Source organism: Asticcacaulis sp. AC466, assembly GCF_000495815.1.
Lineage (GTDB): Bacteria > Pseudomonadota > Alphaproteobacteria > Caulobacterales > Caulobacteraceae > Asticcacaulis.
Genome location: NZ_AWGE01000008.1, coordinates 270,594 through 290,834, shown reverse-complemented (window position 1 = coordinate 290,834; position 20,241 = coordinate 270,594). Strand labels below are relative to the sequence as shown.

At 54.1% G+C, this 20,241-nt stretch carries 14 protein-coding genes; 1 reads left to right on the top strand and 13 read right to left on the bottom strand.

What is annotated here, in order from left to right:
• Nucleotides 1–1,773: an asparagine synthase-related protein gene (locus AEAC466_RS33215; protein ID WP_023458151.1), complete on the top strand. Its 1,773-nt coding sequence runs from the start codon at nucleotides 1–3 to the stop codon at nucleotides 1,771–1,773.
• A 29-nt stretch (nucleotides 1,774–1,802) separates the two neighbouring features.
• On the opposite strand, the gene AEAC466_RS33210 is transcribed toward AEAC466_RS33215, so the two are convergent.
• The 13 genes from AEAC466_RS33210 to AEAC466_RS33150 form a co-directional block, all read right to left on the bottom strand.
• Nucleotides 1,803–3,932 carry an Atxe2 family lasso peptide isopeptidase gene (locus AEAC466_RS33210; RefSeq protein WP_023458150.1) on the bottom strand — a complete coding sequence of 710 codons (2,130 nt, stop codon included), beginning with the start codon at nucleotides 3,930–3,932 and terminating at the stop codon, nucleotides 1,803–1,805.
• Nucleotides 3,933–3,934: 2 nt separating this feature from the next.
• The gene (locus AEAC466_RS33205) at nucleotides 3,935–6,475 is read right to left on the bottom strand and encodes a TonB-dependent receptor (RefSeq protein ID WP_023458149.1); all 2,541 of its coding nucleotides are present in this window, start codon (nucleotides 6,473–6,475) and stop codon (nucleotides 3,935–3,937) included.
• Between the two features lie 104 nt (nucleotides 6,476–6,579).
• Nucleotides 6,580–7,563 carry a FecR family protein gene (locus tag AEAC466_RS33200; protein ID WP_162148947.1) on the bottom strand — a complete coding sequence of 328 codons (984 nt, stop codon included), beginning with the start codon at nucleotides 7,561–7,563 and terminating at the stop codon, nucleotides 6,580–6,582.
• Nucleotides 7,564–7,621: 58 nt separating this feature from the next.
• Nucleotides 7,622–8,383: an RNA polymerase sigma factor gene (locus AEAC466_RS33195; RefSeq protein WP_162148946.1), complete on the bottom strand. Its 762-nt coding sequence runs from the start codon at nucleotides 8,381–8,383 to the stop codon at nucleotides 7,622–7,624.
• An 822-nt stretch (nucleotides 8,384–9,205) separates the two neighbouring features.
• Nucleotides 9,206–10,093 carry a hypothetical protein gene (locus AEAC466_RS33190; protein ID WP_023458146.1) on the bottom strand — a complete coding sequence of 296 codons (888 nt, stop codon included), beginning with the start codon at nucleotides 10,091–10,093 and terminating at the stop codon, nucleotides 9,206–9,208.
• Nucleotides 10,093–11,259: an ATP-binding protein gene (locus AEAC466_RS33185; protein WP_023458145.1), complete on the bottom strand. Its 1,167-nt coding sequence runs from the start codon at nucleotides 11,257–11,259 to the stop codon at nucleotides 10,093–10,095. Before AEAC466_RS33185 ends, AEAC466_RS33190 begins: the two co-directional genes overlap by 1 nt.
• Before the next feature lie 8 nt (nucleotides 11,260–11,267).
• Nucleotides 11,268–12,698 carry an FtsK/SpoIIIE domain-containing protein gene (locus tag AEAC466_RS33180; protein WP_162148945.1) on the bottom strand — a complete coding sequence of 477 codons (1,431 nt, stop codon included), beginning with the start codon at nucleotides 12,696–12,698 and terminating at the stop codon, nucleotides 11,268–11,270.
• 41 nt (nucleotides 12,699–12,739) lie between these two features.
• A complete protein-coding gene (locus tag AEAC466_RS33175) occupies nucleotides 12,740–14,764 on the bottom strand; it encodes an AAA family ATPase (RefSeq protein WP_162148944.1) in 2,025 nt (674 codons plus the stop codon).
• A 4-nt stretch (nucleotides 14,765–14,768) separates the two neighbouring features.
• Entirely contained in the window at nucleotides 14,769–14,966 is a 198-nt protein-coding gene (locus AEAC466_RS33170) for a hypothetical protein (RefSeq protein ID WP_023458142.1), read from the bottom strand.
• A 229-nt stretch (nucleotides 14,967–15,195) separates the two neighbouring features.
• The gene (locus AEAC466_RS45205; RefSeq protein WP_081714607.1) at nucleotides 15,196–15,633 is read right to left on the bottom strand and encodes a DndE family protein; all 438 of its coding nucleotides are present in this window, start codon (nucleotides 15,631–15,633) and stop codon (nucleotides 15,196–15,198) included.
• Nucleotides 15,630–17,912 carry an AAA family ATPase gene (locus AEAC466_RS33160; RefSeq protein WP_023458140.1) on the bottom strand — a complete coding sequence of 761 codons (2,283 nt, stop codon included), beginning with the start codon at nucleotides 17,910–17,912 and terminating at the stop codon, nucleotides 15,630–15,632. Before AEAC466_RS33160 ends, AEAC466_RS45205 begins: the two co-directional genes overlap by 4 nt.
• Nucleotides 17,905–19,041: a DNA phosphorothioation system sulfurtransferase DndC gene (gene dndC, locus AEAC466_RS33155; RefSeq protein WP_023458139.1), complete on the bottom strand. Its 1,137-nt coding sequence runs from the start codon at nucleotides 19,039–19,041 to the stop codon at nucleotides 17,905–17,907. Before dndC ends, AEAC466_RS33160 begins: the two co-directional genes overlap by 8 nt.
• A complete protein-coding gene (locus AEAC466_RS33150) occupies nucleotides 19,038–20,198 on the bottom strand; it encodes a cysteine desulfurase family protein (protein WP_162148943.1) in 1,161 nt (386 codons plus the stop codon). The genes dndC and AEAC466_RS33150 overlap by 4 nt, the downstream gene beginning before the upstream one ends.
• Between the last annotated feature and the right edge of the window lie 43 nt (nucleotides 20,199–20,241).

Below are 20,241 nucleotides of genomic sequence, written 5' to 3'. Positions count from 1 at the left end.
ATGGCTCTGCGCTATATCGCCATCGTGACACGAGATGCCGATCAAAGGGCTCATTTCTCGCGAGCCGTTCGAGCGATTGGTCTGGACCAGGCAGTGACGTCAAGTACGGTGATCGTTCATTCAGATACGCCGTCGCTGCCGCTTCCCGGTGGCATCGGCGCTATTGTTGGTGATCTGTTCACGCGCGCGACGGTTCCGGAGCGGGTTCAGGCAATGGATAACCGCGCGAGCCAGCTCGCGCGGGACACCCGTGGTCAGAGCCTGCTGGCGTCCTATTGGGGTGGCTACGTGGCCTTCATCGAAGATTCAAGCGGCCTTGTTCATGTCGTCCGGGATCCGTCTGCGGCCATGCCTTGTTACTCTTTGAAGCATGAGGGCGCTGTTATTTTTGCGTCTGATGTGGATGTGCTGGTTGGCGCAGGCTTTCTCACCCCTAAGATCGATTTCACCTTTCTCGCGCGACACCTCTATGCACCAGATATCCGCACACCGGACACTGGCTTGGTCGGGGTTCAAGAAGTGATGGCGGGCTTTCGGTTCTCCGTTGGGCCTGAGATGCAGATGGCGACTCAGGCCTGGTCGCCATGGGATTACGTTCAGCCGGACCGCGCACAATCGGATGCGGACATGGTCGAACATCTTGAGCAGACCCTTCTCGCTTGCATTGCCGCTTGGGCCGGCCGGTATCCGCGATGTTTACTGGGTGTGTCTGGCGGCCTGGATTCTTCAATCTTGGCTGCCGGTCTGGTCGAAGCGGGCGCCGATCTCACCTGTGTGACCCTGGCCACGCATGAAGCGGAGGGTGACGAGCGCGCGTTCGCTCGCATCCTGCGCGACAGGTTACAGTTCCCGTTGACAGAAGCGTTTCATCGCCCAGAGGTGGTGGACTTTACGCGCGCGCTGTCCGCCTACCTGCCGCGCCCTATTGGTCATGCCTTTGCGCAAAGCAATTACAGCATCCGCTTCGAACTGGAAAAGGCGCTCGGTATTGATGCCTTTTTCAGCGGTATCGGTGGCGACAATGTTTTCTGTTTTACGCAATCGGCGACGGCCTTGGTCGATCTGTTCCGCACCGAAGGGCTCGGCATGGGTTTGGTACAGACCTTTGCTGATATATACCATCAGAACAATGCGAGTGCCGGCGCCGTCTTGACGATGGCGTTTCAACGGTATGCTAACGCCGACCCGACCTATAGATTTCACGGTGAGACGCGGTTCCTTGGCCCCGCTGCGGCTCACGTTGGTGATATTCCACTGAGCCATCCCTGGCTAAACGCCCCAAAGGGCGCACTCCCTGGCAAGGCGGCACACATTGCGATGCTGGCAGGTCTTCAAGGTACGATTGACGGACTTCCGAGGGACCATGCCCCACAGATCTTGCCCCTGATTTCGCAACCGGTCATGGAGACCTGTCTCCGGATTCCGATGTGGAAGTGGATAGCTGGCGGACGCAACCGGTCGGTTGCCCGGGCAGCGTTCTCCCGACGCCTCCCGAAGGCGCTCATCGAGCGCACATCCAAGGGCGGCCCGAATAGTTTTGCCTATGCCGTCATGGAGCACCATAAGGACCTGGTACGCGAACGTTTGACAAAGGGGCGCCTTGCCGAGGTTGGCCTGATTGATGCGCCAGTCGTGTATGAGGCCTTGGCGCCAAACTCGCTCATAAAACCGCTCGACCACATGCGTCTATCTGATCTGGCAGAGGCAGAAGCCTGGGTACGACATTGGGAAGCCGTCCGAATTGAAAAGACGGCCCCGACCATGCGCGTATGATCGAGGCCGCAAAACGGACGCGGGAATGCCTAATCCCCTTTGGGTGCGCCCGAACCCGGCAGGTTGGCGCGGAGTGATCGCCACCGTTTGTATTGCTCTTGTTTTGCCGGATTGTCGTCTTCCTGGCTCAGGAGCCAGAATTTAAGCCAGTCGATATTGCGCGCATAAAGCGCCCGCCGGTGGATGGGGTGCCACTTCTCGTGAAACTCATCTGGAAAAACATACATCTCAACGGGCGCGGTCTGCTCTTTGAGGGAAAAGTAGCTTTCCAGGGACGCGAGATATTCGTGATCCGCCAGTTCCATCAACAGGGGTGTTTTCATGCGACTGGCGTTCAACCGCATGGAAAATGGGGCCCAGAAGGCCTTACCGTCCGCGGTCAGGCCGGGATAGCCATATCGACGCATCTCGTTTCCGCCCTGCTCGCCGTACACCGTGAAGATCGAGGTCATGTCTTCGCAACAGCTTCCGATGACAGCCGCAGAAAACAGATCGCTGTTCAGTAGGGCCCAGCGCGTGTTGTTTGAGCCAGCGCTGATGCCGGTGATGCCTAGCCGTTTCTCATCGATCGCGCCCGTGGCGACCGATTGCTTGATGGCCAATTCGAGCAGTTCCTGCGTGCTGCGATGGCCACGCCAGTCGATGCGATCATAGGCCGTGATCGCGTCCCAAGAGGAACCGCCCTTTATGGACCCGGGCGACTGGTAGTCTTCAAAACTGAGCACGGCCATGTCGTTGGCGGCGAACAACAGGATTGGCGCCTCGTCGTTGATACCACCGCGCAAAAAGCCCCGGTTGAGATATTGTACAACGACGAGCGGCACCTTCTCTCCGGGCTTACGGTTTGACGGCAGGACCAGGTCGGCAAAGCCTTCCACCCCAAAGCTATTGACGTACTGCAGCCGTTTCACAGGTCCAAAGGCGATGGCCTTGTAATCCGGATTGGGGTCGAACAGCGTCTCTAACCGCCCTGATGGCAGATCGATCTGGACGATGTCACGAGGTTGCACCTTGGCTTCGTGGGCGCACACGAGGACGCCATTACCGATCTGGCATCCGGCGATGAGATCCTGCGTCTTGAGTATCTGCCGGACCTTGCCCGAACGTATAGTCCATTCGTACAGGCCGGTCTCGGATCGCGCCCAGCCTTCGAGTTTCTGGAAAACGAGTGTCTCCTCATCGCGCCACCAGATCGCCCTTGCCCCTGCACACACCTTAGCAGCACAGGTCCAAATTTTCCCGTTAGGCCCGCTGACACCCAAGCGTTCGGGCGATGCGACATTGTTGGGATCAGACAATTCGGTCCATGCCACTTTACCGGACGGCCCTGAGACGCTGTTTAGGGCTGTTGCGGGGGCGGCAGTCGGCTGCGTCGCCAGACTGTCCACCACTTCTGTACCGGAAGCCAACCGGGCCTCACCCGTCGCCACGTTGACGACATAGGCTTGTCTGGGGATGTTATTACGACGCCACGGGGCGTTGCTATCGAAAGGAACAAAGCGGTCATCAAACAAATAGCCGTTTTCACCTTCGACCTGAATCGCCCTCTTTGCGTCTTCCAGGCCCGGTCGACCCGTTAGGATCAGACTCAGCCCATCAGGTGTCCAGGCTATGTCTTCGACATCGAATGGGAGATGCGAGACCGATCGTGACCCACCTCCGTCGGCAACGGCGATCCAGGCCTGAACGGTACTGTTGTCGCTGCGTTTGAAGGCGATGACCTTGCCGTCGGGCGACCATTTTGGCGTGATAATCTCGGTATATCCGCTTGGCCCGTTGGTGAGGGTGCCAATCTCCTGCCGCACGCGGATATAATCGCCGCCGATATCGACGACGGTCGGTTTTCCGCCGGGCGTAAGCGGCATCACAACCATGCCCAGACAGTAGGCATCCGTTTCGGGATCGGCCCGGCGAAGTTGAAACGCCACGCGGGTACCGTCCGGTGACAAGCTCAAGATGGGGTCCCTTGCCGATGGGTGTTTCGGTCCGATGTCCCTCAGTCGTAAGAGGTCATCAGCGACAATGGGGCGCTTGGCGCCTCCTGCCGACGCACTTTCCGGCAGGAGGTTGGTACAGGGGGCAGACTTGGCAACCCCGCCCGTACTGAGGATGAGCCCGACCAGCAGGGTGGTCGGTGAAACAAACGACGTTATGCGCATCCTTACCAGCCCTTAGTCAGGGTCAGGCTAACGGTACGTCCGATGAGAGAGGCATTGGTGCTGTCGAAAGCCAAACCCTCATAGAAAAGTGCCGGGCTGGGCGCATAGGGCGGATCGCGATCCAACAGGTTGGAGACCGACAGGGCTAGTTTTAGGTCTCGGGCATAGCCTGACCGGCCGGCGAAATTATAAGCCAGATGGGTATCCACCGTGGTCCAGGAAGCGATCGCATGGTTGGGTGTCACGCCGGTGTCGGTCTCCTCGCCCAGGTAGTTCACGATGCCCGATAGCGACAGGCCCCCTTTTTGCCACGTCACACCGCCGCGCGCCTTAAATTCGGGAGCGTTGAAGATAGTCCCGGACAGAATGACCTTCGGCTGTGTTGCGATGGTTTGCTGTTCGAGGTGAAGCCAGGTCGCGTTGGCAAACGCATCCAAGGCACCCCCTGCCAAGGTGAAGTGCTGACGATATCCGAGGTCGACACCATGCGCGGTCTGGGCCGTCGCATTCTGATAATTGTCGTAGATAATCACCGAGACCTTGTTCGGGTCATAGGTCAGACCGGAATAGTTATCCAGCGAATAGGCGTTGGCGACCAGGGTCTCGACGGTCACCGTCGCCGGATCGATCTTCAGGAACGGTTCAAACTGGGGATTTGACAGGGACGCGGTCAGCGGATTGATCGGTTGCACGACCCTGTCGGTATAATCGATATTGAACAGATTGAGCGATAGTGTCAGGCCCGGCATGCGTGCCGGGGCGTAGTCCGCGCCCAGGGACCATGAGGTGGATGTTTCGGGCTTCAGGTCTGTGTTGCCACCATAGACGAGCATCGCGATTGAACCGTCATTGCTTCCCCCCAGGATGCCGGGCTTGTAGAGCGCCAAGGTGACCGCCTGATACATTTGAAGGAAGGAAGGCGCCTTAAATGACTGGCCCCAACTGGCGCGAAGGGTCAGGTCGTTGAAGGGAACGTACCGTATCCCGACGCGCGGATTGGTCGTCGATCCGAAGTCGCTATAATGCTCTATGCGCGCCGAGAGGTTCAGTTCCAGGGCATGGAGCCCGGTCCGATCCGAAGACGGCGCGATCAGGGGCACCTGTCCTTCGAGATAGACATAGTCCACCTGTCTTGACGGCGTCAGCAGGCTGGGGCTGCCTCTAAAGTTTTGCTGAAAGCCCTCAGTGCGAACGCCCCCGCCTACCGCGACCTTTAGGGGACCGCCTGGCAAAGAGAAGAGCGTGCCGTCTGCGGTCGCCTCGATATACTCAAGGTGGTTGGTGTTGTAGCTTGGGTAATCTACGCCGTATGAGCTGATACCCGTGCTGTTGCGACTGCCGGCCACCCCACCGGTGATATGAGCCTTCCAGCCTCCGGACAAGGCGACATCGGCCATGGCCGTCACAGAAAAGGCCGGTGTATAAGCCCACCCGGTGTAACCGGGATAGTCCCTGTACATGTGATTGAGATAGGTCGTATCCCGGTCAGACACCAAGGCATCCAGGGATACCGAGACAGTATCGGTCAGATCACGGCCAAGACTGACGAACGCCGAGCGTCTCACCTGCGGCTGAATGAGGGTCGCATCCGAGGCGACGTCGGACGCGAAGGCGCGATCGCCCGCCAGGATAGCGTCTTGCTTCGCATATTCCAGGTTGAGCATTACGTAGCCAGTGGTGCCGGCGCGGCCTGCCAGGAGACTGTAGGTTTGTTCCGCGCCGCCACCCTGCGTGGTCGTCCCTAGGCGGGCACTGACCTCGGCCCCATTGAAGGTCTTCCTCAGAATGATATTGGCGACCCCGGCCACCGCGTCGGATCCATAAAGGGCCGAGGCGCCATCGGGCACTATCTCGATACGCTTCACGGCCGAGAGGGGTATCACTGAGATATCGGCGCCCTGAAAAGAACTGTCCGCGGCCAGACGGTGGCCGTTGACAAGCACCAAGGTGGCATCTGACCCCAGGCCTCGCAGGTTCATGGTCGAGGCATTGGTGATGTTCATATTGGCAATATTGCTGTTGGAGGCCGCCAGAACGCCGGGATTCTGGCCACCGGCGAAATTCTCCGGCAAGCTGCGCATTACGTCGCCAATCTGCGAATATCCGGAGGCGTCAATATCAGCGCGCGTGACGGTATGGACGGGCGAGGTCGGGTTTCCGCCTCGGATATGGCTGCCGGTTACAATGACCTCAGTCGCCGCATCATCTTTTCCGGCAGTCACGCGCAGCGAAATGCTGCCGTCCTTCTGTTCGGCGATCTCTAAGCCAGCACCGGCCATTACCAAGGCCAAGGCTTCGTCGATGGAATAAGTGCCCTTAAGGGCGGGCGCGGATGTGCGCGCGGCGGCATCGTAGGGAAACAGCAGATGGATATCGGCCTGCGTTGCCAGGTCGTTTAATGCGGCCGCGGTGGTCTCCGCGGGAATGTCGAAAGCAATTCGTCTGTCGTCAGCGATGGCCACGCCACTGGATAGCAGGGCAGCGCCGATGACAAGGGCGACGACGGATGAGCGAACGGTAGGCAGACGGTAATGGTTGAACATGATCTTTTCCCCTTCGTGACGTGTCACTTTTGTGACCGTTGGGGAGAAGGAGTGGGACATCTCTGGATACCCCACACGCATCAATCAAGAATGTGCAATTCCGATTAGGACCGTGTCAAAGCAATCACATCGCCATCGTCAGACGCATGGATACCAAAGCTGCCCCTGAGGGATTGCAAAAAGAGGGGCGCATCATGAACATTGAACCGTCCGCCAAGGCGAATGCCTTCAATAGACCGGTCGCGGATAACAAGCTTACGGGTGAGATAGCGATTGAACTCCTCGACGACTGCCGAAAGAGACTGGCCGGTAAAGAGCAACTCGTCAGACTGCCAGGCTTCAACCGTTTCGATCTCGGTGTCCTTCAGAGTCTTTAGGTCGTCGGTCTGCGAGGCCGAATAATAGGCTTGGCCCTGCTTGAGCACCAGAGGCGCGGCTTCCTCGATAACCACATTTGGGTCCCGTTTGACCGGCGGCCCGACAACTTGGCTTTCGCCCTTTAGACACGTTATTTCGAGCGCGCCATCGCGGATACGTACATTGATCTCGCCTTCAGTGGGTTTGATCTCATAGCCAAGGGCATGGATGGAAACGAATTGAGACGACGCCGGCACGGAAACAGCGATCTCGCCCTGCTTCAACCAGACCTCTTTTTTACGCACACCCCATTTCCACGATAGTCGGGTGTCGGTGTTCACCTCTAAGTGGGCGCCATCAGTCAAGGTCAAGCTCTTACGTTCACCGATCGCCGTTTCGGCGTGAGCGTGCTGATTAAGAATGGCAAAAAGCCCTCCTCCCCCAAGGACCACTGCACCGGCGCCGGCAACCACGCCGCCCAGCCAATGCCGGCGGCTCATGGACACTGGCGGCTCTTCGAATTCATCCACCTCATCGGAAAGCCGAAACTTCACATCCTCGATCGATTCGTCCGTGCCCACGATGCGAGCGAAAGCCGCGGCATGCCGCGGATCAGCATCGCGCCAGCGCTCAAAGTCCTTAAGCTTGGCCGTGCCCAAGTCTAGCCGCGCATGCCATGATGCTGCGGCTTCAAGGAGGTCATCCACATCTTTGTCGAGAGGGTCAGTCAAGTCAAACATTTCCAGCCACGGTTCGGTGCATCCCGATACCGTTCCAGCTTAAGGCAGTTCAATCTGCGATGGAAGTGTCGGCGGTGCTGTCTTGGTGATAGATGATCGCGTTCAACCCTAACCCCACAGCGTCCGCCTCTAAATGTTTGTTGAGCGCGACCATGCCGCGCGTGAGGTGGATTTCAACGCCTTTCACGCTGATACCCAGCCGCCTTGCGATTTCCGGTCCTGACAAACCCTGGACCTTCCGCATGATCATCACACGCCGGCTTTTAGGAGGCAGCTTGTTCATTGCTGCCAGCACGCGGCGCAGATGATCCCTTTGTTCGGCCTCCACGTCCGGGCCTGGCAGTTCATCCTTCACATCTTCTTTGACATCATCCCCCCGTGCTAACGGTACGATCCGGCTCTTGGCCAGAAAGGCATAGGCCGCATGAACGACCGATTTGCGGAGATAGGCTTTCGGATTTTCGATGGTACGCCACCGATCGCCCACCAGCACCTGGGCATAAACGTCGTGGACAAGGTCGCGCGCCGCGCCCTTAGAACCGATTAGGTCCTTTGCTACGCTCAGGAGCAAATTTTCATAAGGAGCCACGCGGTCGCGGAACCAGCAATCGACGTCGCGCAGCCAGCCCGGTCTTCGTGATGCCCCGTCAGATGTCTCCAGAAAATCCAAAAAGAAATACCTGTCGGCGACATCCAAGGCAGCGCCGATAAAGGCCAGTCGCCGCGCCCCAATACGCATCGCGCCGGCTTCCATGGCTTCCAGCTCATCCAGACGCAAGCCCAGAGCATCGGCCAGCCATTGCTCAGACATCTGCCGCATAACGCGACGCGACCGCAATCGCGCACCGATGTGGCGATCCAGCGCGCCAACGGCACGGGCATTTATATAAAGCTTTTCAAGTTGATCGATATCCATGGACAAACCCCGAAAGGCTCGTTCGCGGTACGCCCCCGCATTTGAGCCTCCATTGATCCTGGTGATCGGGGAGTTCGTAAACCGCTATAACACGGCCCTGTGCTTTCGGCGAACCTATTGTATGACAACAGGCTCCCGGACCGCATGGGTCAAGGAGTGGTGCTGAATTCTGCACCTTCAGAATGTTATAGAGGGGTTACGACGCCCCAGAGCCGCGCGTACGGCTCCACTGATAACTATAGCGCGAAACGGTAAAATGAGCCAGCCCGGATTTTAAGCAGGCGTCATGATTCCTGACCTGGGCGGTCAAATGACGGTAGTTTTAACTTGACGTCGTGTGTCGATCTACGTGACTGAGCCTACCTGCGTCGCAACAGTAACGTTAAGTACAACTGATCGATGAGAGGTCTATTGTTATTCTCAAATCAACAGGCACGTCCGCGTGACTTGGAGTTACGGGCGTTCAAAGACTCCCAGTTCTCTAAGAGCTCGGAACAATGCAATGCGCTTATAATCAGGACATGGTCGGGCCGATGAGCTAATATCTGGTGTATCGTCGGCACCGCGGCTTCGTTGGCCGGCTGCCTTAGCGTGGGCAATCCAGCAATCTGCGGGCGTGAATCCATATTCAGCTCTTACATAGGCGATGATCGCTCGTTTGGTCGCCACGCGTAGCTGCTCCACTCTTTAATACGCCATTGCAGTTTTTCTTTCCGGTCACGCGGCAACAGATATATTAGTGAAGGTGAACAAATCTTGGCGGAATCTCCGGGCATATTCGGTGAGCGCAACTTTCCTTGCAAGCGCGCCCTGCCAAGTTTCGGCGATGTTGTAAATCTTCTGCATAATTTTCATAGCCATCTTTCCGTCTGCGAGACGACGCTTAGTGTCGATTTTTTCAGCCGGCGTTAGCAACTCTAGGTGCGCCTCAACAACTCTCTGAACGATAACTAGCTCCGCAGTGAAAGTCTGCCAGTCGCACTGCTTGCTACTGACTCTTTGTTGCAACAGATTGAGCGTATCTGCTTCACTAAGGTTATCTAAATGGGTGGCTGCGAGCACTCCAGTAATCTTACCGTCTGAATGTAACCGGTAACTGGTGTATTTACATAAGGCACCTTCGAATTGCCGCTGCACGATTTCGTCTACTGCCATCTCCACCTCATCAGGCTGCCTACGTCCGAGATTCGCCAACGTCACCTGATCAACAATCGACGACACAATGTCCGCCTGCCGGATTAATATATTCTCCGCTTCGTGGTCAGCAAGGAATAGTATTCCGGTCTCACGGTTCAGCGAAAATATTGACGCTGTCGCCTTTACCAGACCGGTAAACCCATCTTTTTCGGGCACGACAGCCTCACCGTCGAGCAAAGCATAAATTTGAGAATTTGCAGGCCGGTATTTCTCCACGTAAGCCCGAGCTGGACCACAGCCAGTTCCCTTTTCAGGAGGCTTTTGAAAGTCCAAAAACTCATCATAGCCCGGACCGACTATCGTCTTATAAAGGTTTACGTCGCTTTCCGACTCTACGTAAACGATAACCTTTCGGATATACTTGAGTCGCAAAGCGGTGGAGTCACCAATAACCGATAAGCTAGGCATTACAAAATGTCCGCTTCGATGAGGTAGCCCCCCTTCACTAAACCGCGCTCTTTGGTCTCAAATCGGTATGTATCAATGAGCGCAAGATTGTGAGTGGTAAATATAAGCGTGACCGCTGGATAGGATCTGAGGAGTTCTTTCAACGCTTCAAACATGCGATCCATCCATCGCACATGAAGATGAATCTCAATTTCGTCAATCAACACGACGGTATTCGACGTCATGTGAGTTAGAATACGGGCAAGGATTTGCAGTAGCGCCCGTTCCCCATGACTAAGTGCGCTGAGCGGGTGGAGACCAAAGCGTGTCTTGACATATGATCTAAGCTCTTCGCGATCAGGACGCAAAATTGCTTTATCTGGCGAATCTCTGAAAATAAGGTCGTTGACGAATGCTAGGAGATCATTGATGCGCCTATCGATATCGTCGACATCCCTGGCCGCCAGCCACTCCAGCCAAACGAGAACATTGTCAATCGACTTGCCCCATTCTGGTCCATCAGAACTAAAATTTACCGCTGGCTGATAGCCCCAATTATCAGGCCTTGTTACCGCCTCATGTCGCACAGGGGCTACGACTCGCCGATCGGCTGGAAAATATAAAACGGTTGGCATCGACTGCGAATTACCAAATAGTTTTGTAGGCGGCTCATTCAAGTGCTGCTTAATCGCTTCGTGGAATACAATTCCAAGCTCGTTGGTGCCGGAAAGGCGTTCAACGCTCGATCCATTTCCACTCAAACCAAGCTTGGCCCAAACCGTAGTTGATCCCAAACGATCTAGGTCGTCTTCCGACAAATTGTCTACAGGCTCTTCAGCTCCGGTCCAGATCGAAAGCAAGACGGTTTCCGATCGTCCGTCCACTGTCCAGTGAGAAACAATATCTAGTTGAGCGGCCCCCGAATTATAGAACCCTTCTGCAAACCTGCCGGACGGTCTATCATTCAACAAACCATAAAGTCCGTAAATCGTTTCCAATAAGGTTGTCTTACCGAAACCATTTGCCGCCAAGAGCATGTAAATGTTCGCGGGTGCACGACTTTCGGATTCAGGAGCATCGGTATCGGCGCCAAAAATTTCAAACGACTGTTTGCCTTGCCGGAATGGCCCAAGCCCATCAACTGTTACACGTACCATGTGCCAATCGGCTAAAATTAGGTTCGTCATTTAACTCACTATCCAGCTATGTCAGATGGTTGAATTCTGGCGCCATGCCCCCTAATTGGTTGCCGCCCTGTAAGTTTCACAAGCATGTCGCCCCGTCCGAGAAGGCTTTCGGCGCCACCTTCATCCAAAATTATTCGTGATTCTGACGCCTTTTGAACAGTAAGGGCGATGCGGCTTGGTACGCTAGAGCGGAGCATGCCCGGAAAGGTTGCGGCCTCTGGCCGCTGCGTTGCAAGCACGAGATGAATTCCTGCCGATCGTGCCTTTTGAGCTAGTCTAATCAAAGGGATTTCTATCTCGTCGGATTGCATAAACAAATCGCCCAATTCGTCGATCACCACGACGATGCGTGTGAGATCTGAGCCCGCTTCCTGTGCCTCTTCGAGATCGCGCACCCCGAGGTCAGCAAATATCTTCTGCCGACGGTCCATTTCTTCGATAAGTTCATTCAGCGCCTTCAACGCATCCGCCGGCGACGAGAGGATTGCGCCTCCCTCAAGGTTTTTCAAACTCTTGTAGCCGTTAAACTCGACCGATTTTGGATCAATCAGAAGTAACCGGGGCAGCTTTTTCGCGCTCAATAAAGACAATAAAATAGAGTGCAACGTCATGCTCTTGCCACTCCCCGTAGTGCCGCCGAGAAATAAGTGGGGAGCTTCGACCAAGTCGATCAACAATGGTTTGCCCAATACGTCTGTCCCTAGGCAGATTGCCAACGACATGGCGACAGCTTCTGCCGAGCTAAGACAAGGTTTTATATCCGCCCATTCTACATTCCGCCACTTGCTTGAAGTACGGGCGATGTCGATCCAAATTTGACGCTCTCCAGCCGCGCCGGAAACGCTAGCTGCTCCCTCCCCTAAACCAAGGCCAAAGCTTATTTTGTCTTCGCCTCTCTTAACTCGTGCGAAATCATCAAGCTGCGTTAACTGATACGTAAAACGCGTAATTCTTGGTCCTTCGTCTGTCTGAACCAAACGGGCATCTGCACCCAATTCGGTAAGCAAACGGGATAATTGGCTGCCCAAGTCAACTGCTCGGTCAGAATCTTGGTCTAAAGCGGGTTCCGGAAATAGCTCCCTTAATAGGTACGCGTCAAAGTTCGTATCCGGCATCCACTCGGCAGATAGAGTTGCCAGTCCACGCCTAACGTGGCGCTGCAACACCATATGAAAAGCCGCGTCGTCACCGAAAAGGCTAATACCCTCGTAGACTGACAGCATTGCACGATAAACGTCAGAAAAATCCTCGTCGCCGGATCTACTTTCTCCAATCAACTGCGCTGGATGAAGTGACACGCCTCGTTCCTGACTAGGCATAATCGGGTAAGCTTGCGGGGAAGGTGCACTGGGCAGTTGAAGTGACCGGGCAAGTGCAATTCGCGCAATTGTCCAATAATCGAGGTCCAACCCCCAGCCATGTTCCATAATCCGGTCCATGACAGCTCTGTCGGCTTCGGTTAATTGAACGCGAGCTACCATTACATTTCAACCAGAGGTTTGTTTTCGATGCGGGCTGAATCACCACTGTCATTAACAATGCTATAGTGAGTGGCAATTCTGTCAGACAGTATTTTTAGCTTTCGGTCGTCGATTTCTGCGTTTGTGGGCAGAACTATTACTTGATTAGCCAAGGCGGGGTAATATGCCCTCAAAAGGTGTTCTTGATTTTCCCGGTCAATTCGCCCCAGCGGAGTGTCGATGATGACTGGCAAATCCGCACCGGCACTGTCTTTCATAGCCCAAAGCAGGGCGGTTGCCGCTAGTTGCTTCATACCACTTGAAAGACTGGTGCGCCCAACTGGCTTTCCACTTTTTTCGAAGAAGGTCATAACATACCCTTCGTCAAGTCCAATTCGGTCAATTAGGGGGTGTTGAATGATCCGTTTAAACCGATCATTCAACATATCTTCCAGTTCTAGCCGCGTCGCCGCTTTAAGACGTTCACTAATTTCATTCAATGCTTTCGCAGCTTTTAGCACAAATCTGCTCTCATTTGCTGCTTGAGAAACTTGATCTTGGGTGCCCTCCAGGCGCTTAACTTCTGACGCCCATTGTTTCTCTTCTTCGACGGCTTCCCGAAATTTCTGAGTCCACTGCCCCTTTAGTTGGTTTTGCTTGGCAAGCCCCTCTTCCAATTCGGCCATTCGGTTAGATACATTCCGAAACTCCTCCGCATTCCCATTGGCGCCGACCTCCAATGTGAAAAGACTTTGGTCGATCTCTTGTCTTGAGTTGGCAAGTCTAAAGGCTTCAATGAGCAGCCGAGTCCGACCGCTTTTCAGTTGCTCGCCTGCTGTCGCCCAAACTTCGAACCGAGTCACTATGCGCTCGAGCGTCGCAATACTCACACCCGCAAAAATACCGGCCGATTCGTCAGCACTGAGGAGTTTTCTCATCTGACCTGTTAGGTGAATGGCCAGGCGCGCCGTTTCCTCGTCAGAAAGAACCGGACAACCTTCGCCGATCCAGCCCTGTAAATTAGTGCTGACTTTCTCGACATAACTTGCCTCCGCACTGCCCCGCTGCGCAAGTCTGGACAGGATGGCGTCGAGTGTACGTTTCGCGAGTGCAAGATTTGCAAGTATAGGAACATCTTTCGGAAGATCGCGAGTAATCTCTTGCACTACTTTTTCAAGCTGCTGGTGAACCGATTTTCTCTGTTCTTCGAGTGCTTTTTTTTGAAATTCGGAGGCACCGCTACTCAGATTAGCGCGGCGTATCTGTACACGTCTTAATTCAAGACCATCAATTCCTATTTGAGCATCTAATTCTTCGATCTTTTCCTTCGACTCTAATTGAACTGTCTTTGCCTTTCGCGCGTTGTTTGATGCCTCATCGAGACTTTTCTGTAACGACGCCTCAAGGCCTTGTCTTTTTCTCTCGCTAGATAATTTGACCATTTCACCGGCCAAATTTTCAACGAAGGTAATTTGTAATAGTCGGTTAAAATCGGCCTGAAATAGCCCCGAGCTTTCTGCTATACTCTTTATATCCTCGCCATCGAAGAAAAAGAACTTCACTAGTTCAGAAGGGATTGTATCTTCTAGGAGCTCTTGAGCAGGCGCTCCCGTTAATCTTTGCCCGGCACGCTCAATAGCCAACCCACTTGTGAAGTCATCCGCCTCAACGGTCCACCACCTAGTCGCGGTTACAGTTTCTTCAGAACGATCTAGCCAAGACAACTGAATCTTCGCATTTAAAGGCTCGCCCAGCGTGAGCGCGCGACGTCGAGCTTCGCGGTTTACCACCCCTGTCCACCTTGTACCGTCGCCAAGAACGAACTGACCGGCTGAGAGTTGAGCGGGGGGAAATCCAACTTGCCGGTAGATCATCTTCTCAAAGCCCGTGAACAACAACTTTACGGCATTGAGAAAGCTGGTTTTCCCCATACCGTTTCTCCCCCAGATGAGGACAATGTTCTGCTTCACGGTAGTTGCCGATAAGTCAAAATCGGCATCTTTATAAGCAAATATATTTTCTAATTTAACGCGAAGTAGTTTCAATGACTTATTCCGTGTGACCGCTATTTAAAGCTCTATCCACCACCGCAGCAATATCGCGTCGCAAATTCGGCTTAGCTCCCCAGGCAAGGAGGTCGCCATGCTCGGACTCAAGCGACATCAACTCCAGGATGAACAGCTTATCAACTTCAAACTCTTGGCAGACTTCGGAAATAATCTGATCTCTAAGATCTTTGTTTTTCATTTTTGCCCCTCTCATTTGAATGTGCACCAGTGCGCGAACAATTTCAACGCAGAATTGACTTAAGTCATAGCCCCCTACTCTTTACCTGTGAACCCAAGGTGCGCACTTGGCCACCGTTATCCCGATAGATAGAACGAACACGCGAAAGCTGACTATCTTAAAACCTGCCACATTATAGCGTTCACAACTGTTCCCTCCGACTTCCGAGTTTACGTGTATTATTGGAATATCAAAATGTCTCAGCCTCCATAGGCAGGAATGTTTCTTCATTCGCTAGGTGAAGGAGGAATGAATGAGGTTCCTCGTCCCAATTCCCAATTTGCTCCGCGAGCAATCGCATCCCGCGATGCCAATGCGCCGCAACGAGCTCTGTCAGATCCTTTTTAGTCAATTGTGGTGATGAGCTGTGTTCAAATATTAGGGCGACCCACAGTGCCAATTCACTCTCTTCCTGACCGAACAAGGTCTCGCCACGAATTGGCTTCCCAAGCAAGTCAGACACTGGTGAAGGCGCTGTCCTTCTCCCTAGCGACAAGGATATGCCTATGCGCGCAGGCTGATACCGATAGTCAAATTTGAGAGATTTTTGAAGGCTAGAGTTGAGAGCATCAGCCTCAGCAGAAGTCCGAAAATCTATGCGAAAAACGTCAATTAGGTTCAGACTCACGCCGCGGCCTCGCTAAAATAGCCTTCGCGAGCAACCGTAGCACCGGGTCCTTTAGAACTGCCTTGATGATCTAAGATAAACCTAGTTGCGACTCGATCCTCAATCATTTCTAGATATATGCCATTCACCTCATCCGGTTGCGAAAGCATAATTGTTTGGACGTCTCGGTGAGCGAAATACGTAAGCAGCCGCTCGCGGTGGTCGCGGTCTAATCGTCCCAACGGCGTATCCATTATGATCGGCACGCAGACCGGCATGATGTCACCAATGGCAGCCATAAGCGCCATTGAGAAGATTTGGTTTTCACCGGCGGACGCCTCCAGACTGCGGACATCGCGACCTGTCGCGTCGTAGAGGTGAACCATACCATCAGCAGTGATTTCGACGTTCGCGACAAGCTGTTTGTGAGCTAGGCTCGCATAGGTCTTAGTAACAGCGGCGCCAATCTTGCTAAAGCAATCGGGTCTAACGGCCGCAATAACGCCGTCAATTTTGGCTGCTGTGGCAATGGCAGTCTCGACCAGAAATTGCGTGCTGCGGTCGGACGAATGCTCGCCAAACATTTGCAGCAAGGCATTTTTGAATATTGCAAGCTTGGCTTCAAGGCGTTCAATAGCAGATCGCTTTGTGCCGATCTCCTGGCCTAAGGTCGCTAAGTCAGCAGTTATGGTCTTTAGCTCTTCACGGTTCGAAGTCGTGTCAACTTCACGTTTCTCATTTTCCGCAATGCCTCGGGCAAGGCGTTCACTTTCTTGCTCTGCCGCATCGATCCGAGCAGCCAGAGATCTAACGTTTTCTACATCTGCCGTCTTCCTGGATAGCCTTGATACGATTGCCGACCGGAGCGAAGCTTTCATGTAATCGTGCTTAAGTGCCGCCGAAGCTTCAGATGCACTCCCTGCCAGCCCGCTCCAAGCTGCAATTATCGCGTTCGACAGCCGCTCTTGTTCGGCCGGCGATTTGGCGCCAGCAGATATGCGTTCGATGAGAACGGCAAGAGCCTCTTCATTTTTGAAAATTGATGCATGACGAGCATCCACGATGCTATCGCCCTTGAGAGATTCTAGCAGCTTACTTTTCAAAGCCTGACCGAACAATGCAAACGGAAGCGTGCTTGACGCCGAGCCCGCAAATTCATGGTAGTAGCGGGCTAAGTCCATCGAATTAGAGTGTCGTTGCTCAAGCAGCTGATGCATGGTGTCGTATGTTCCCCCTTGCAACCGACTTAGAGTGCCCAATACCGCATCGCGCGCATCACGGAGGCGAGCGGCCTCACCTTCAAGAAGCGAAATTTCTTCTGACAGATGAGCTTGTTCACTCTGTAGTGCGGCGATTTCTGCGATCTTCTGTTCATAGGCGCCCCCTCCCTTTTCAAGTCGGCGGGTACGATCACGGGCGTAGTCGCGCAAATCGTCAACAACGTCGTTCCAAACGGAGAGGCCAAAAGCGCCTTCAGTTACAAGTCTTACTTGTTCGCCGAATCCTTTTTCAGAAAAACGACCGACTTGTTCGCCATCGAATAGCATAAAGGCGGCAGAACCTGGCGACATCAGACGCCGTTCGATCTCAGATTGATAGAAGGCTGTCGGTTCCGCGTTTTCTGGCGTCGATAGCACATCACGATCGGCTCCTGTCCAAATGGTCAGGACCTCATCCTCATCGCTCATTGCGCCATCATCGTCGAGATACCAGCGGCGTTCCACCACGAACGGCCCTTCGGACGTGACCCACTCAGACTTAACGGTGGCGACGCGATCGCCTCTTTCTTTTGCCGGAAGATGAAGGGCGCGCTCGATAAAGTGTCGGTAGTTGGCATTGCGGCCCGCGAGGGATTGGGCCTCACTCAGCAGCCTTGATCGCTCACCAAAGGCAGTGCGCCCAAAAAGACAGTACAAGACGCCCTCAAGCAGGCTTGTCTTGCCGTAGCCGTTTTTACCTCCGACCAGCACAACAGGTTTGTCTGGTTGATGCGTAGGAAATGAGAACTCAGCTTCGCTAAAGACCTTCCAATTTCTGAAAGACAGACGAGACAGATGGATTTCCGAGCGATCGTGCATCACGGACGCTTCGTCGTCATCGTTTACGGCTGGTCTTGCGTCTTCAGCCAGAAGGGCGTCGAACGCCGCAAACAAGCGACGTCGGTTGCCGTCACGTCCGCTTTCTTTCCTGGCTTTCAGAAGTTCCAGGAACAAGGACAACGATAGATCTTCCGTTTGGCATGCTGCGCGGATCGTCTTTAGATCAATCAGCGGGTTCGTGTCATTGAGCAAATTATACATTAGCCACGGCCTTCACCGGATCCGAGAAATCCTTTGCCCAAATCTGCTTGATGATTTCGATCTCTTCTTCACGGATCAACGGGTAACTAACTTCAGATTGAATCTGCTGCAATCTCGCCAGTATTTCTTGCCTCGCCTCAAGGGTGAAAGGGCCAGGGATCAGCCTTCCCTCCCCGACGAAGTTCAGGCTGCCGTTACGCCGTTTAGACATGCGCATATCGCCGCGTTCACGGATTTCCTTAAGCCAGTCTCTAAACTCAAGCAGAGGTTCTATGTCTTCATAACCTGCCTCAGCAAAGGCTGCGGCACTCTTGTCTTTTTCTACTACTGTACAAGTCCAGCATCCGAAACGCGACGAATTGCTACCGCAAGAAGGCGCTTCGGATTTATCGGTCACCAGAGGACATTCAGCCCCACCTGCATTGCGATAAAGGGTGACGATGTCACGATGGGTGCCGCCCCAAGGTGGGACGACCTGCAGCAAGGTTTGCCATACTTCGTCCGTGTCGAGCTCAACGATTGGCTTGTAAACCATGCAGCCAGCAAGGGTGGTGTGAGGGTTCAAACGTTCGCCATTCTCGTACCGTTCAACGCTTCGGCGACGCTGCACCGACTCGGAGCGGCGAACGCCAAGCAACAGAATGGCTTGGCCGGCTGCGCTGACCTGATCCGTAATATACTGGGTCGTCGGCTGTATTTTCATCCGATCGGTGCACCAGCGAAAAATCCGACTGGGCGACGGATAACCCCGACCAATTAGGTTGACCCAAAAGGTCTGATCAGCTTCCGGGGTCGTCTTGGCAACGATCATTGGTAGGCGCAATGGTTTTACGGCCGCCGAAATTTTTTCCAGCACTGCGTCGAGGTGTCGGCCAAGGACCGGAGACTCTACAAGAGTGTCATTGGCCACGATATGAACTGTTCGCCTGCGTTCTCGCGGAGGCAAATCGAGAAGCATCTCAAACACGAGCTGTGCGAGCAATGTGCTGTCTTTTCCCCCGGAGAAACCAATGATCCAAGGCACGGCATGCGGCTGCCTGTACTCATCCCGAAGATCATTGACGATCTCACGTAGCTTTCCAGCCAGGCCATCCGACGATGCCCCGGCTTGTTCCAATAGAACACTCATGCGCGCAGTCTCATACTGATATTCCGTAGGTCGCGTATCGCCTGCCCTATGACGGTTGCCGCTACGTCGATGTCTTTTTGTGTTGTGTAACGACCAATCCCAATTCGTATAGCAGATTCGGCCGCTGTCCGATTGAGACCGATAGCCAAGAGTACGTGGGATGGCTCCAGCGAGTGCGCCGAGCAAGCTGAGCCTGTAGAGATAACAACGCGGTCTTTAATACGCATAACAAGGGCCTCCCCATCCACGCCCTGTATACAGAGGTTGATATTTCCGGGGAGCCTATGGTTCAAATCACCATTCAGAGTTACGCCAGGCAAAGTTTGCAATTTGGCCAGGAGCTCATCGCGCAACTGTGTCACGCGCGGAATTTCAGCATCCATTAGTTCGGCCGCGATTTCGCATGCCTTTCCGAAAGCGATACACAATGGTGCTGGTAACGTGCCAGCCCGGAGACCGGCCTCCTGGCCACCGCCGTGTTGGGCAGCCGTCATCACGCGGCGCACCTTGCGGCGAACACAAAGGGCGCCAACACCTATCGGGCCATGGAGTTTGTGGGCTGTAACGCTGACCATATCAACGGAACTAAGATCGAGCGGCAATTTGCCTGCGATTTGCGCAAGGTCACAATGGAATATGGCCCCTGCGGGCTTAACGATCGCAGCGATGTCGACAATTGGCTGAACTACACCTATTTCGTGATTAGCCCCTGCGATGGACACAAGGCCCGTTTTTTCCGTAACCAATTCCCGTAGCCGGTCGAGATCGACCAATCCATTTTGCAGAACGGGCGCAACTATTACGCTAAACTCCTCACCAACGTGTTCAGCTGCCATCAAGACAGAGAGGTGCTCGATCGATGAGACAATGATTTGTGTGCGACCAACTTCTCGAAGGCGGCTAGCTAGCCCTTTGATAGCGAGGTTATTTGCCTCTGTGGCACCAGACGTAAAAATTACGTCAGTGGGCTGGAACCCGACCAATTTTCCAACAATTTCGCGAGCAGCCTCTACAGCCGCGCGCGTCCGTTCACCGGCGACTGAAGCGGAATGAGCGTTGTAATCAAAGTCACGATAGGCCGAGCAGATTGCCGCGTGCACAGTCGGGTCAAGCGGCGCATGCGCGTGATAGTCCAAATATAGTGACAGGCCGCTCATCTCAGGCTCCAGCATTCGATTCGTGAGTTAAATGATCGCGCAA

Excerpts from the sequence above, each read along its gene's own strand:
- AEAC466_RS33210 (WP_023458150.1), bottom strand. The coding sequence starts at position 3,932 with ATGCGCATAACGTCGTTTGTTTCACCGACCACCCTGCTGGTCGGGCTC.
- AEAC466_RS33215 (WP_023458151.1), top strand. The coding sequence starts at position 1 with ATGGCTCTGCGCTATATCGCCATCGTGACACGAGATGCCGATCAAAGG.
- AEAC466_RS33150 (WP_162148943.1), bottom strand. The coding sequence starts at position 20,198 with ATGAGCGGCCTGTCACTATATTTGGACTATCACGCGCATGCGCCGCTT.
- AEAC466_RS33195 (WP_162148946.1), bottom strand. The coding sequence starts at position 8,383 with ATGTCTGAGCAATGGCTGGCCGATGCTCTGGGCTTGCGTCTGGATGAG.
- AEAC466_RS33160 (WP_023458140.1), bottom strand. The coding sequence starts at position 17,912 with ATGTATAATTTGCTCAATGACACGAACCCGCTGATTGATCTAAAGACG.
- AEAC466_RS33185 (WP_023458145.1), bottom strand. The coding sequence starts at position 11,259 with ATGACGAACCTAATTTTAGCCGATTGGCACATGGTACGTGTAACAGTT.
- dndC (WP_023458139.1), bottom strand. The coding sequence starts at position 19,041 with ATGAGTGTTCTATTGGAACAAGCCGGGGCATCGTCGGATGGCCTGGCT.
- AEAC466_RS33170 (WP_023458142.1), bottom strand. The coding sequence starts at position 14,966 with ATGAAAAACAAAGATCTTAGAGATCAGATTATTTCCGAAGTCTGCCAA.
- AEAC466_RS33205 (WP_023458149.1), bottom strand. The coding sequence starts at position 6,475 with ATGTTCAACCATTACCGTCTGCCTACCGTTCGCTCATCCGTCGTCGCC.
- AEAC466_RS33180 (WP_162148945.1), bottom strand. The coding sequence starts at position 12,698 with ATGGACCGGATTATGGAACATGGCTGGGGGTTGGACCTCGATTATTGG.
- AEAC466_RS33190 (WP_023458146.1), bottom strand. The coding sequence starts at position 10,093 with ATGCCTAGCTTATCGGTTATTGGTGACTCCACCGCTTTGCGACTCAAG.